12 protein-coding genes and 1 other RNA gene are annotated in these 13,590 nt (G+C 32.6%); 5 read left to right on the top strand and 8 right to left on the bottom strand.

What is annotated here, in order from left to right:
* Positions 1 to 447: 447 nt before the first annotated feature.
* Both H0I26_RS18865 and H0I26_RS18860 read left to right on the top strand, forming a co-directional pair.
* The gene (locus H0I26_RS18865) at positions 448 to 756 is read left to right on the top strand and encodes a rhodanese-like domain-containing protein (protein WP_101020478.1); all 309 of its coding nucleotides are present in this window, start codon (positions 448 to 450) and stop codon (positions 754 to 756) included.
* Between the two features lie 9 nt (positions 757 to 765).
* Positions 766 to 1,158 (top strand): rhodanese-like domain-containing protein, encoded by a 393-nt coding sequence (locus H0I26_RS18860; RefSeq protein ID WP_101020476.1) that lies wholly within the window; start codon positions 766 to 768, stop codon positions 1,156 to 1,158.
* A gap of 98 nt (positions 1,159 to 1,256) precedes the next feature.
* On the opposite strand, the gene H0I26_RS18855 is transcribed toward H0I26_RS18860, so the two are convergent.
* From H0I26_RS18855 to H0I26_RS18845, 3 genes are all read right to left on the bottom strand, one after another.
* Positions 1,257 to 2,411 carry a PepSY-associated TM helix domain-containing protein gene (locus tag H0I26_RS18855; RefSeq protein WP_218700383.1) on the bottom strand — a complete coding sequence of 385 codons (1,155 nt, stop codon included), beginning with the start codon at positions 2,409 to 2,411 and terminating at the stop codon, positions 1,257 to 1,259.
* Between the two features lie 15 nt (positions 2,412 to 2,426).
* The gene (locus tag H0I26_RS18850; RefSeq protein WP_218700382.1) at positions 2,427 to 3,473 is read right to left on the bottom strand and encodes an alpha/beta hydrolase; all 1,047 of its coding nucleotides are present in this window, start codon (positions 3,471 to 3,473) and stop codon (positions 2,427 to 2,429) included.
* A gap of 70 nt (positions 3,474 to 3,543) precedes the next feature.
* Positions 3,544 to 5,910, bottom strand: coding sequence for a TonB-dependent receptor (locus H0I26_RS18845; protein WP_218700381.1), 2,367 nt, complete (start codon positions 5,908 to 5,910; stop codon positions 3,544 to 3,546).
* A gap of 245 nt (positions 5,911 to 6,155) precedes the next feature.
* Here H0I26_RS18845 and H0I26_RS18840 point away from each other — a divergent pair, with 245 nt between their 5' ends.
* Positions 6,156 to 7,154, top strand: coding sequence for a helix-turn-helix domain-containing protein (locus H0I26_RS18840; protein ID WP_218700380.1), 999 nt, complete (start codon positions 6,156 to 6,158; stop codon positions 7,152 to 7,154).
* A 255-nt stretch (positions 7,155 to 7,409) separates the two neighbouring features.
* Here the strand turns inward: H0I26_RS18840 and ssrA are convergent.
* Positions 7,410 to 7,805: a transfer-messenger RNA gene (gene ssrA, locus H0I26_RS18835) on the bottom strand.
* Positions 7,806 to 8,054: 249 nt separating this feature from the next.
* Between ssrA and H0I26_RS18830 the strand changes: the two genes are divergently transcribed.
* A complete protein-coding gene (locus H0I26_RS18830; protein WP_218700379.1) occupies positions 8,055 to 9,260 on the top strand; it encodes an NAD(P)-dependent oxidoreductase in 1,206 nt (401 codons plus the stop codon).
* A gap of 65 nt (positions 9,261 to 9,325) precedes the next feature.
* The gene (locus H0I26_RS18825) at positions 9,326 to 11,404 is read left to right on the top strand and encodes a hypothetical protein (protein WP_218700378.1); all 2,079 of its coding nucleotides are present in this window, start codon (positions 9,326 to 9,328) and stop codon (positions 11,402 to 11,404) included.
* 33 nt (positions 11,405 to 11,437) lie between these two features.
* Here H0I26_RS18825 and H0I26_RS18820 read toward each other — a convergent pair whose 3' ends face one another.
* The 4 genes from H0I26_RS18820 to H0I26_RS18805 are packed head-to-tail and all read right to left on the bottom strand — an operon-like array spanning position 11,438 to position 13,588.
* A complete protein-coding gene (locus H0I26_RS18820; RefSeq protein ID WP_218700377.1) occupies positions 11,438 to 12,109 on the bottom strand; it encodes a DUF1361 domain-containing protein in 672 nt (223 codons plus the stop codon).
* Positions 12,096 to 12,479, bottom strand: coding sequence for a DUF2809 domain-containing protein (locus H0I26_RS18815; RefSeq protein ID WP_218700376.1), 384 nt, complete (start codon positions 12,477 to 12,479; stop codon positions 12,096 to 12,098). The genes H0I26_RS18820 and H0I26_RS18815 overlap by 14 nt, the downstream gene beginning before the upstream one ends.
* Positions 12,480 to 13,112 carry a vancomycin high temperature exclusion protein gene (locus H0I26_RS18810; protein ID WP_218700375.1) on the bottom strand — a complete coding sequence of 211 codons (633 nt, stop codon included), beginning with the start codon at positions 13,110 to 13,112 and terminating at the stop codon, positions 12,480 to 12,482. It lies immediately after the preceding gene.
* 2 nt (positions 13,113 to 13,114) lie between these two features.
* A complete protein-coding gene (locus H0I26_RS18805; protein ID WP_218700374.1) occupies positions 13,115 to 13,588 on the bottom strand; it encodes a Coq4 family protein in 474 nt (157 codons plus the stop codon).
* Positions 13,589 to 13,590: the final 2 nt, after the last annotated feature.

The following is a 13,590-nucleotide window of genomic DNA, read 5'->3' as shown; positions in this document are numbered from 1 at the left end:
ATTATTTGTTAAATATGAAATGAGAGCACATTTTTATATTTAAATTAACTTATCTGCTCTAAATAGTACCGTCTAAATAAGCGGTGTCGAGATGAAAATATTAAGGACTTTTAATGTTTTAAAATTAGACATATGTCAATTGTATTTAGTCCTAAAGGAATGTTTTAATAGGTTTGTTGTTTTTCTCCTTAACAGTGAACAGTTAAATGATAATTGAGCAATTGTTGAGATGGAATAACTGTTAATACTGTATAGAATGAGATATATGCTCTGTTAAAAGAAAAAGAGTGTATAACAGAGGTGTTTACGGTAATTGGGCGTAATATAAGTTTAAATGAAGCATAAATAATGTTTAATTTGAGAGATTAAATGTAACATTTCAGATTTTTTTACGTCTATATACTAAAGAAACGTTAATTTTGAGCCATAAATTAATAGTACAACAAAATGGCAGATTTATTACAATCAGATTGGGTAGCCCAATTGGAAAAAGATGATAACGCAGTTATACTGGATGTTAGAACAGATGGAGAGGTAGCAGAAGGAAAAATACCAAATACAATACATATTGATATATATAAAGGACAAGGTTTTATATATGCTGTGGAAGAATTAGATAAAACTAAAAACTTTTATGTGTATTGCAGATCAGGAGGAAGAAGTGCACAAGCCTGTGCCATAATGAATCAATTAGGTTTTGAAAACACATATAACCTTGTAGGAGGTTTTAATGAGTGGAATGGAGCAGTTGAGTAATATATAATTATGAAAAAAATAACAATAGTTTTAAGCCTTATACTTGCAGTCGTTTTTAGTTGCAGCGAACAGGCGGTAGGTGAGATTAAAACAGTATCTCCAGAAGAGATGCAAACATTATTACAATTGGATAATGTGCAATTAGTGGATGTAAGAACAGCTAAAGAGCATGAGGCTGGTTACATCGCAATGTCACAAAATATCGATTTTATGTCGCCAACGTTTGATAAAGATATTCAAACTTTGGACAAAGAAAAGCCAGTGATGTTATATTGCCAAAAAGGAGGTAGAAGTGCTAAGTGCGCAGAAAAAATGATTGATCTAGGTTTTAAAAAGATTTATGACATGAAAGGCGGCTTTTCCAAATGGGAACATGAAGGACTGCCTTACCGAAAAAAGTAAATATTATAAAAAATCCCAATCTTTAAAGGTTGGGATTTTTTTTTTGAGTAGGTTTTGATTACCAGACCTGATTTGGTCTATTTATTTTACAGACTTTGTTAAGTCAATTTGACTTGTTTTAATTTGTTAATCCAGATTATAGTCCCGGTAATTGGCAATGACGTTGCTATTAAACAACATAAAAAATAAATAAGTTTACTTATAAAACCAACAAACGCCCCCACATGAATGCCTCTTATTAAACTGGCGACTTTGGAGCCAAAACTTTCATCCTGAAAAAGTGATTTTGAAATAAGCAAATTGGTATAAGGGTTAAATTGAAGTTTATCTGCAGCATCATAGGCTAAAAAAGAGTTGCTTTTTTTTCTTATCATAATACTTTGGTTCTTCTTTAATGGTAGTGTAACTCTAGTCACAGCATTTTGATAGGATAATATGCTATCTGTGTTTTTTAATAATGCGATGTAATTAACGGTCGGCTTGTCGTTATATACAGTGTCAAGAGGTATAATGGTATCATATCTTGATTTTCCAATTTTATCGCCTAAAACAGTTTCTAAACCATTATAATACCATTGGAAAGACCAGAGTAGTCCTGTTAGTCCCATAAGTAACATTGGGAAAAGAGCATAAAAGCCAAAGGTATTATGGATGTCGTAGTTTATTCTTTTCCAATTAGCCTTTGTTTTTATAGAGAAGCCCTGTTTCCATGATTTCCATTTTTTAAATTGTTTTATTTTTCTAGGCATCCAAAGTACTAATCCGGAAAGGCATAATAGTATAAAAATGATAGTGCAAACACCAACAATAGGTCGTCCTATTGTTCTGTCAAGTAGTAAAAAACGATGTAACTCTTCTACTGTGTGAAGAAAAGCTTTTGTTTTACCTTTTGTTTTTATTTCTTGGCCTGTAAACGGATTTATTTGAACAGATTTACCTCTGGTAGGTTTCCCTGAATTAGCTTCGGTTTTAGTGAGTAAAGTGAATTGTAGGTTTTGTGTGTCCTCTTTAAAGAAAATAAAGTCTTTCACAACGTGATTATCAGCCTCTAAAGATGTAATGATGTCTTGATACGGTAGCTTTTCTTTTGTTTTTTTTGAAAAATGGTCTTGTTTATCGAGTAGTAGCACTAGTTCTGTTTCAAAAGCTAAAATAGTTCCGGTTAAACAAACCACAAATAGTACAATACCGCTAATTATACCTAGCCAAAGATGGATATCATTAATGAGTTTTCTGAAGGTGTATTTTCTCATGTTTAAAAGCATTATTTAATTCATCTTATTCTTTAAATATACATTGTCAGGATCTATTTTTTTATTGATAGTATTTAAAATTATAGCATTCTCGTTTTCACCGCGTTTTATAGCTAATTCGACTACCCTATCTAAATAAGGGCCTTGTGGTTTAAATGTAAACCCAAGCTTTTCCGATAAGTCTAGATAGTGTTGCTCTAATAATGAAGGGGTTTTAATAAGTTCTTTTACATTAATTCTGTAACCTTTAAAAATAGATCGTAGACCATCAATAAGAGATGGTAATACCACGCTACCATGGTCTTCATTTTTGTAGTACTTAGTGTGGAAATTTAAGTTTTTTGGTACGGTAGCTTCCAGAAGTGCGATCATATTTTTTTTAGCTGTAAAATGAGCTTCATGTTGCTGACTAGGTGTTTTTTGGTTTCCTATGGAGTTAGCATTAGCAAAAAATAAAGTACGGCCTTTAAAATCTGTTGTTGTAATACTGTTCTTTAATTTTTTGACAAGGACTTCATTATCCCACCATAAACTAGGATCTATTGCGATGTAAGCATTAAATTGTGGTGTTTCTTTTAAAAAGGAATTTATAGCGAACAGCCCTCCAAAAGAATGGCCAATAAGTATTTTGTAATCTAAAGTGTTGTAGTTTTTAGTGATTTCAGGTATTAATTCGTTAGTTATAAACGTTTCAAATATATCGGCACCACCATTTTGATAGGATAGACTATCAACAGGTGTTGGTGTTAAATCCCTAGATCTATTTGTGTTTTTTATGGCAACAACAATACATTCTGGAATTAGAGGGTAATACCCATTTGATAGATTTTTTACCATACCAGAGGTTACATGGAAGTATTTTTCGCCATCTAATAAATAAATTACAGGATATTCTTGATTTTTAAAGTTAGTGTTGTTATAGTTTTCAGGTAGGTAAACCCAGTAGTCTCTTGCTTCATTTAGTATGGTTGATTGTAGTGTTTTGACTTGTCCAATCTCAATGTTTTGAGCGTGTGATAACATCGAAAATAGACAAAAGGTATAAATTATTAAATTTCTCATAAGTATGATGATATTAAACTAGAAAAGAGAACGCTAGAAAACGTTCTCTTTATATTATTGTTTGTTTTTACTAAAAGACACTATAAAATAAACCTACTTTAAAGTTAAAGGGTTTTTGAGGGATTCCGTAACCATTATAGTATTCTTGGTCAAAAAGATTGTCTACTTTTAAGCTTACTTTATATTTCTCTTTTTTATAAAATACAGTAGCATCGACAGTTGTATAAGCATCGGATCCAAAATTATTGGCTGTGCTATTATAGATTTCACTCATATGGTTAGCGCCTAAACCAAAGCCTAAACCTTTAGTTTTTCCTTTTAAAGCTTGATAACTCAACCAGAAATTCCATACGGTTTCAGGAGTGTAACTTAAACTATGTCCTATAACCGATTCATTACCAAAGTTTACTTTTTCTAGAGTAGCATTATTTTTAGTGTATCCAGCTACAATATTTAATCCTGGTAAAGGATTAGCTATAAGGTCAATTTCAAAACCCTTGCTAAGGGTTTCTCCTGTTTGAGAGCTAATACCATTTTCATCAATAATTATATCATTATCAATGTTAATATTATAGTAGCTTATGGTGCTTAATAATTTACCATCAAAAAAGTTTAATTTAGTACCAATTTCAAATTGTTTAGCACGTTCCGGATCCCAAGTTACAATGTCTCCGTTACCATTATCTGATGGTGCATTATTACTTAATCCATCCATATAATTAGCAAATAAAGAGGCTTTATCATCAAACGGGTTATAGGCTAAACCAAGTTTTGTACTTATTCCATTTTGGTTGTAACCATTAGAGCCCTCTGTTCCATTTGCGATGGTGTTATGAGCCATAAAACGATCGAAACGTAATCCTCCAGTAAAGGTTAATTGTTTATTTATAGTTATTGCATCAAAAGCATAAAAGCCTAAAGTTTGAAACTTAGTAATGGTTTTGTTTTTTGTTTGATCTGCTAAATTGGCTTCAAATTGATCGTTTGTCAGTCCTGTAATCACTGGATTTGTTGTGTCTACGGGATCTATAGCATTCCAAACACCAGTACGTTGTGTATCGTCTAAATTATTGAAATAACTAATTCCTGAAACAAATTTATTGTCAATTTTGTCACTTTCGGTAACATTTAAAAAATCTTGTTGGATATGTGTGTTTTGTGTTTCTCGAGGATCTAATTGTAGGTAATATCTACCGACGGTTGTTTCATCTAACATAACCGCTCTAAGATAATTAGCATCTGTAAAAGTACTCGCTTTTGTAAAGGTTGTTTTAGAAGTCCAAGTGTCAGTTAGGTGATAATCTATTTTTATTTGGCTTACTAAGGAAGAGAAATACCCAGCCATTTCGTTAGTCCCATAATTAGTATCATAATCCCAACTCAAATCATCCCATGAGTTTACGTTGTCAGAAATAAGCGTTCCTGCAACACCTCTTGCAAAACTTAAATTTCGTTTACCTTGGTTATATTCCAAGTTGGCCATTACTGTTAATTGATTAGATAATTCAAAGGTTAAAGAAGGGGCTAACATAAACTCTTTGATAATACCTTGATCTTGAAAACTGCCTTCGCTATTGTAAGCACCGTTTAATCTAAAAAAAACAGTTTTGTCTTTATTTAAAACCGTATTATAGTCAACAGTCGCTCTGTTTTGATCCCATCTTCCTGTGATATAACCAAAATCAAGTTTTTTTCCATTATAGGCTTGTTTAGTGACCTTGTTTACAATACCACCAAAATTTGCAATGTTGTTAACATTGGAGCCGTAAAATAACGCAGCAGGTCCTTTGATAAGTTCTATGCGTTCTATGTTTTGCGGATCAATTGGGGCTTTAACCCAAGCGATGCCTCCATTTCTAATATGAACATCGGATCGGAAGCCTCTTAAGTAAACGCTTACATTACCATCGTTAGTTTGTACATACCCACCTCCTGTTATACTTTTAAAAGCGGATGGTAAGTCAGTTGTGATTTGCTCTTTTAGTAAAGCGTTGGTTACTACTGAGTATGATTGTGGATTATCAATGTTTTTTAAAGGGACTCTTGAAACATATTCAGAGTCTTTATGTGCAAATTGATTTAAACGTTGTGCAACAATAATAACCTCTCCCAATTGTTCTTCGTTTTCATCTAATTGAATATCTTCTATTGTGATTTCGGAAGCATTTGCTTCTATCTCAATGGTTTGTTTTTGCATTCCAATTAAAGAAAAGTCTAGAGTATAATTTCCGTAAGGTACATTTTTGATAGTGTAAGTTCCATTCGCATCTGTAATGGCACCTTTATTTATAGGGTGAACGATTACATTTATAAAAGCTGCAGGGTTGTTATCGGATGTCAGAACTTTTCCGCTTATAGTACTTGTCGTTTGTTGGGCGTACGTTGTGGTTATAAAAAACAACACCATTATTGTTTTTAGGAGTTTGGATACTTCCATAATATTAATTTGTTTTTTGTTTGAAATGTAAATTGTTAGTTTGTTTAACTAGGAATATCAATTTATAATAGGACGTATTACAGTATTTTTTATGGACTTACTTATGGATACGGTAGATACTTTTGTTTTAGACTGTTTTAATTTAGACTAATTATAAATAATATTCATATTTTTGTGCAAATGTAGATGATTAAACATAGTACGATATAACGCAAAACGATTTTTAACCAACGCAAAAGGAAGCCATGAAGACTATTTTAAAAAGTTCTATTTTCGAAAATAATGTGTTGGTCAAGACTTTTGAAAAAGATTTTAAGACTTCAGGTTTTACTGAAAAAACAATAGCTATTGATTATAAGTCAGTAAAAGGGACGGTGACAGAAATGTCAATTAATGGTTTGAGAGTGTTAGTCAGGGATGTTAATACTGAAGATTATAATGTGGACGTACATCATGATTTTCCATTTTTTAAATTACAATTCGAAATTGAGGGATCTAGTCTTTATAAGCCTTTAGATAAGAATTGTCCTGAGGTTTATATTCCTAATAATCATTATAACTTATTTTACTTGCCAAAAGTGCATGGTACTTTAAGTTATAAGAAAGGGCATCGAAAAACCTTAGAAATCCTATTTACTGAAAATTATTTAAAAACCATTATTGGCAAAAATTTTAAACAAATACTACATCGATTTGGTACCGCTATTTCTAGTCAAATTGCATTTTTTATGTGGCAGAAAAGTCAACCTATAACCACTGATTTACAAAATCATATCGATGAAATTATATTTTGTAACTATCCTAAAGATTTAAAAAAGCCCTATCTAGAAGCTAAAATAAAGCAATTACTAATTTTACTATTAGCACAAACTAATGAAGATATTAATAAGAACGCACGATATAATTTATCAGAAATCGATTATAACGCCGTATTGAAAGTAGAAGACTATATTAATACTCATTTAAAAGCATCCTTAACAATTCCTGAATTAGCTGTTATTGCTGGTATGAATACTACTAAATTGAAGCAAAGTTTTAAACTCATATTTTCTACTACCATTTTTAAGTATATATCCTGTTTAAGAATGGAAGAAGCTAAACAGCTTATTTTAGAAGAAAAATTTACTATAGCTGAAGCAGCCTATCATGTAGGATATAAACACCCTCAACATTTTACAGTGGCGTTTAAGAAAATTTATGGTTATGTGCCTAGTCACTTAATTTGTGATAGAAAGGTGTTTTAAAACGTAATATAGTTTTAATCAGATTTCCGATGTTTATATATTGTTAATCAACTGTTTAAGTTGGTGTTGCTGTGAGTGTATAAGGGAAAGTAAACCCTTTAGATATATTTTAAAGGGAAATAGTACGACTAGCAAATAGAGAAATTCAAGGTTGTAAAAAAAGTAAAAGCAATAATGACGTTTTTGAACAAAATTGACACCTATACAGCATCTCTAAAAAATAAAACCCTAATAACTAGATTGTTAAAAGGGTTTTTGTGGAGTCGGAGAGAATCGAACTCTCGTCCAAACAAGTAACCAAAAGGCTTTCTACACGTTTATTCTTTTCTTAGGTTTTCGATTGTAAGCTGGTTAAAGACAACCCACTTACAACTTATCTTTTTTAGTTTCAACAAAGCATCAAAGCGCTACTAAGTCTATATTGACATTTTCGATGCCTCAAATGGAACGCCGTCAATCAAGGCTTTCCGGAGACATAAAGCTCGTACACCTAGTGTACCGAGGCTTAATCCTACTATAATTCGGATTAGGCAGCTAAAGCGTAGTTATTCTCGCCGATTAAAAAGTTGGTCTAGTCTTTAACGTGTTTCAATACCATTACACGACGTGCTTACAATCTAATTAATCTTGCTGTCAAAACCAGTCGACCCCAGATGTAATAAATTATAATATTTTGGCGTTACCAATTTTTGCTTTTAAGGGCAAAAATGGTCGGGCTTTCCACTATATCTTTTGCAAAAAAAAGCAAAAGGATGTCGTTGCAATCCCTAACGCAACTCACTCAAACTACAAAGCAAAGCATAAGCAGTTTAAAATAGCAAGGATGCAAAATTACTAAAAAGTTTGCTAAACCTTGCAATAACCACTAAATTAGTGCAAAAATTATTCCAAACGCATAATATGAAATTCGCAATAATAAAAGAACGTAAAAATCCACCAGATAGACGTGTGGTTTTTTCTCCAAAAGACTTGAAGCAATTAAAAACTAATTTCCCGGAAGCGGAGTTGGTTGTTGAGTCTTCAGATATCCGAGTGTTTAATGATACCGATTATCAAGAGTTAGGATTTCAAGTGTCTGACAATGTTTCAGATGCGGATGTTATGTTTGGTGTTAAAGAAGTGCCTATTGATGCTTTGATACCTAATAAAAAATATTTTTTCTTTAGTCATACTATAAAAAAACAACCTTATAATAGAACCCTTTTAAAGGTTATTTTGGATAAGAATATAGAAATGTATGATCATGAAACTATTGTAAAACAAAGTGGCGCAAGGTTAATTGGTTTTGGTCGTTATGCAGGATTAGTTGGTGCTTACAATGGATTTAGAGCTTTAGGATTACGGGATAAGCTATTTGTATTACCTAAAGTAGAGCAGTTAAAAGATTTAGAGGCTGTAAAAAGTGAGTTGGATAAGATTACAGTACCTAATATTAAGATCTTATTATCAGGAACAGGGAAAGTCGCAAAAGGCGCTAAAGAAATTTTGGACCACCTGAAAATAAAACAAGTAAGTGATGCGTTATATTTAACGTCAGAGTTTACGGAGCCTGTGTACTGTATGGTTGACGTTATGGAGTATTCTAAACGTAAAGATGGTAAGGTTGGCGATAAATGGGCCTTTTATAAAGATGCAACAGGGTATGACAGTAACTTTATGCCGTATGCTAAACAAACAGACTTTTTTATAGCTGGGCACTTTTTTGGAGATGGAGCACCTTACCTATTTACTAGAGACGATGCTAAACACCCTGAATTTAGAATACAATTGGTGGCGGATATATCATGTGATATTGATGGCCCAGTAGCAACAACTATTAGACCATCGACTATTGCAGATCCTTTTTATGGATATAATCCTAAAACAGAAAAGGAAGTCGCATTTGATGATAAAGAGGCCATTACGGTTATGGCTGTAGATAATTTACCATGCGAGTTGCCAAAGGATGCCAGTGAAGGTTTTGGGGATATGTTTTTAAAACATGTCATTCCTGCTTTTTTTAATGGTGATGCGGATGGCGTTTTAAAACGCGCTAAGATTACCGAAAATGGTAAATTAACCAAACGATTTAGCTATTTACAAGACTATGTAGATGGAATAGAGTAATATCCTAGTTAGGATTTTTGCCTTTCGACTGGTTCTATTTATGCAACAATTACAATATTAGATAAATGAAAAAACTAAAGTTTATACTCCCATTATTAGCAATGCTATTTTCTTTTTCTTGTGAGAAAGACAATAATATTCCATTAAATCAACAACAGGTGGATGGTTTAACAAGCAATCCGTTTATGGATAATTTTGGAAGCAGCATAACGGCGCGTTTTATAGGTACGGTAGTTAACGAAGACAATACTCCAATTTCTGGAGTAACTATAACTATTGGATCCTCTATGGCAATTACAGATGCTAATGGTGTGTTTTCTGTAGAAGAAGCCATTGTTTATGAAAAATTCGCGTATGTAAAAGCAAGTAAAAATGGTTTTATAGACGGGTCTAGAACATTGGTGCCCACAGATGGTGTAAATCAAGTGGCTATTATGCTATTAGATATAGACCCTATTGCAACGGTTGCTTCAGGACAAATTTTAAATTTTGATTTACCTAGTGGGGTGTCGGTGGAGTTACCTGGAGAATATCAAACCGAATTTGGTTATGAGTACCAAGGCGATGTGTCTGTTGTAATAAAACATTTAAACCCTGATAACGATACTATGAGCTTACAAATGCCAGGTGCATTGATTGCTGAAAATGAAAGTGGAGACTTACGTGTTTTGGAAACTTATGGTATGATTGCGGTAGAGTTAGTTGGCGAAAATGGTGAGGATTTAACTATGGCAGATGAGACCTTTGCTACCATTAGTATTCCGGTACCGACCAATGCGACTAGTTTACCAGCAACACTACCCTTATGGTATTTTGATGAGGTTTATGGGTATTGGAAAGAAGAAGGCTTTGCTACTTTAGAGGGTAATAAATATGTGGGAGAGGTTTCGCATTTTAGTTTTTGGAATTGTGATGCGCCATTTGCAGCATTAGAGTTCTGTGTGACTTTACAGGATAGTAATGGTAATCCTTTACCTAATAATTATGTGCAATTACAAAGAACAGCTACAGGTTGGAATTCGTATTCTGGAGGTTATACAGATCAAAATGGATTAATTTGTGGTTTAATTCCTGCAGAGGAAGCTTTAACGCTAACAATTACAAATTATGGATGTGTTGGAACTAACTACATTGAAACTATTGGATCATATTCGGAAGATACAAATATGACTATTATAATACCAGAGGCCACTGCATTGACAACTAATTTGCTTGGTGTATTTAATGATTGTAATGGTGATGCAGCAACAAATGGTTATGTACAATTGTTTTATAACAATGTATCCTCTATAATTCCAATAACAAACGGACAGTTGGATTTGATAATCGATTACTGCGCTACGGACACTAGTTTTTCTGCTCAATTTTTTGATGTAACAAATGGTCAAAGTACGGATGCAGTAACAGGTAATTTTACTACCGTAACAACAGATTTAGGAACACAGTTGTCTTGTACAGATTTATCAGATAGTGATGCTGATGGGGTTTTAGATTTAAATGAAGATCTTAACGGAAATAACGACCTTGAGGATGATGATACAGATCAAGACGGGATACCTGATTATTTAGATACAGATGATGATGGAGATGGTATAGAGACCATGGATGAAGATTATGATAATGATGGAAACCCAATGAATGAGGATAGTGACGGAGATCAAATACCAGATTATTTAGATGCTCAGGATGTTATTGTTTTTAATTCGGAAATTTATGCGACTAATTGCGATGCTAGTAATGCACAATATGATTTGACAGAAACATATGGTGTGATATATACAAATACAGATTTTAGCTATTTTGAAACACAAGCTGATGCAGAAGCGTCTATCAATGCAATAATCAACACTAGTATTTATACTAATTCTAGCCTGTTAGATGAGCTGTTTGTGGTAACAACAAATACGACGACTAATCAGTCGGCAATAGGACAGTTGGATTTATTGGGATTAGAGTTTATAGATAGTGATCAAGATGGTATTGCGGATTGCGATGAGATTTCTGGTTTAGATAATGGTTTTGGAACGTGTAGTCCCAATGGGAATATTACGGACCCTAATAATGCGGATAGTGATGGTGATGGCGTTAATGATTGTGAAGAAGCAACAGCTGGAACTGACCCTAATGATCCATTAGATTTTTAAAAAATTAAGCAATAATTTAAAAAGCTTCCTAATTTAGGAAGCTTTTTTGTTTTCAAAACTCAGCACTTTAAATACATAATAAAACACACCTAAAAACAATCCAAAGCAAATTGTAAATAACCATGCGGCACTGTGTGTCCTAGGTTGTGTTAATATTTTAAAAATGGTAGTGATTATGACCCAAGGTTTATTAATAACTTCCCAAGAGTTAAACCGTAAAAAACGACCTAAGTAAACGCCGAAACCTACGAGTATAAATAAAAAGGGAAACATAAAAGTAACCGCTTTTTTTTCGACGTAAGTCTTAACAATACGTTCCATTGTCAATACCGATTTGAAAAATAAAAATAAGCCCGTAATTGCAAATACAACAATGATTAAAGTATCTAACCATATCAGATGAGTACTGCTATAACGTAAATGAAATAAATCCGTAATTATATAAGGTGCATTTGGCAAAAACAGTAACCAAATAATACTAATAACCATAAGTGAACTGGTGTTGATATGCTTTAAAGTGTTTAAATAACTACTGATAACATAAGGGATTCCTGCCAGAAAAAGATTCCATACTAAAAATAAAAAGTAATGGGATTGTGTTAGTTTTATTCTGAATAGGAGCAATAGTATGCTAAAAGAAGATAATAGTATTAGTACTGAAAGGGTTTTTGTTTCAGCGGAGATGAACTGTTTAATGGTTTTCATTTGAAATATAGGTTATATCTATAAAATAGATGGTTATGATGCCTAAAGCGTAAGCGATTAAATCTTCAATGCTAAAATGACTTCCAAGGACTATAGATGCTAATTTATTTGTTCTTAAATTTAAAAAATCAAGTAGGTTAATTAATTGAGCAAATTCGATAGTAAAGGAAATAATTAGAGCCGTTATCGCAATCTGTATAGCTTTCATTTTAAAAATGCTTTTTATTGCGCAATACACTAAAATAGAGGCTAGAAAATCGCCTACAGTAAAACGTATAAAGCCGTCTTTTAAAAAGTAAGCAATAGCAATTTCTATTATTAATAATGTAAACGTTAGGAGTGTAAATAAGGGATTAAATTTTAGTGTCATTTATATTTCAATTTTAGGACCTAAAAATTTAGGTTGTTTGTTAATTACGACGTCTATAATAGCTTTGGTTCTGGCTAAATATTCTCTAACTTTTGTACGAAGTCCGTAACGCCCTTTAATAGCTTTTGCATTAAAAGCTATGACGTTTAAATCATTATTTTCGGCTAAATAGATGGCACGTTCGTTATGGAATTGTTGTGATATGATTGTAAAACTGTTTAAGCCAAATATTTTTTTTGCTCTGACTACCGAGTCTAATGTTCTAAATCCGGCATAGTCCAGTATTATTTTATCCTCAGGAACACCTAACTGCATCAGGTCTTGTTTAAATGTGGAAGGCTCGTCATAATCGACGGTGCTATTATCTCCACTGATTAAAAGGTATTCTATTTTTTTATTTTGATAGAGTAGGAACGCAGCCTCTAAACGGTATTTGTAATACAAATTAACATGGTTACTATGGCCAACATATTTACCTGCGCCTAGTATTAAACCAACTCTGTTTTTAGGAATAGTGTGAATAGTACTATACAGTTTTCCTTCGGCATTATAAGTAATATGAAAATTAGCTAGTAAAACAGCAAGTAATAAAAGGATGGCTAATTTGATGCCACGGGTGATCTGTTTTTTCATGTTTAATAGTTTAAATTAATAAAAATGGAACCACGTAAATTACTAATAGAGGTATTAAGTAATCCTTTGTAATCTAAGTTGTAAAAGGTATTGGCACTTTTACCAATACGATAGGATTTTAAATAGTACTTCCAGTATTCGGGCAATATTATAGAGCCAATTGCAATAACACCAAATAGGTATAAGCTACGTTTTCCATTTCCAAAACAGAGGTATTGTAAAGCAATTTCTTCTTCTTCATTACTATTATAACCAGTCATCACGTGATAGGCGTCGTGACGTTCTACTTTAGGAATTAATTCAAATCCATTACTGTCTAAAAACAATCCTAAATGATGACCAAAAGTATTAGGGCTGTATTCTAATAATTGCTCTTTTTTAATACCCCAAGGTTGGTTAGTTTTAAAATAGGTTGTGTAAATAGGTTGCGTGACTTTAAATAGCCAAGCGATTAATTGTTTACGTTGTTTTTTCATAG

This window comes from Olleya sp. HaHaR_3_96, from assembly GCF_019278545.1.
Taxonomy (GTDB): domain Bacteria; phylum Bacteroidota; class Bacteroidia; order Flavobacteriales; family Flavobacteriaceae; genus Olleya.
Note: the sequence above shows the minus strand (reverse complement) of the source record. Positions and strands in the feature narration are given on the sequence as shown.

Coding starts and splice junctions, on each gene's coding strand:
- H0I26_RS18865 (WP_101020478.1), top strand. CDS start 448: ATGGCAGATTTATTACAATCAGATTGGGTAGCCCAATTGGAAAAAGAT.
- H0I26_RS18860 (WP_101020476.1), top strand. CDS start 766: ATGAAAAAAATAACAATAGTTTTAAGCCTTATACTTGCAGTCGTTTTT.
- H0I26_RS18855 (WP_218700383.1), bottom strand. CDS start 2,411: ATGAGAAAATACACCTTCAGAAAACTCATTAATGATATCCATCTTTGG.
- H0I26_RS18850 (WP_218700382.1), bottom strand. CDS start 3,473: ATGAGAAATTTAATAATTTATACCTTTTGTCTATTTTCGATGTTATCA.
- H0I26_RS18845 (WP_218700381.1), bottom strand. CDS start 5,910: ATGGAAGTATCCAAACTCCTAAAAACAATAATGGTGTTGTTTTTTATA.
- H0I26_RS18840 (WP_218700380.1), top strand. CDS start 6,156: ATGAAGACTATTTTAAAAAGTTCTATTTTCGAAAATAATGTGTTGGTC.
- H0I26_RS18830 (WP_218700379.1), top strand. CDS start 8,055: ATGAAATTCGCAATAATAAAAGAACGTAAAAATCCACCAGATAGACGT.
- H0I26_RS18825 (WP_218700378.1), top strand. CDS start 9,326: ATGAAAAAACTAAAGTTTATACTCCCATTATTAGCAATGCTATTTTCT.
- H0I26_RS18820 (WP_218700377.1), bottom strand. CDS start 12,109: ATGAAAACCATTAAACAGTTCATCTCCGCTGAAACAAAAACCCTTTCA.
- H0I26_RS18815 (WP_218700376.1), bottom strand. CDS start 12,479: ATGACACTAAAATTTAATCCCTTATTTACACTCCTAACGTTTACATTA.
- H0I26_RS18810 (WP_218700375.1), bottom strand. CDS start 13,112: ATGAAAAAACAGATCACCCGTGGCATCAAATTAGCCATCCTTTTATTA.
- H0I26_RS18805 (WP_218700374.1), bottom strand. CDS start 13,588: ATGAAAAAACAACGTAAACAATTAATCGCTTGGCTATTTAAAGTCACG.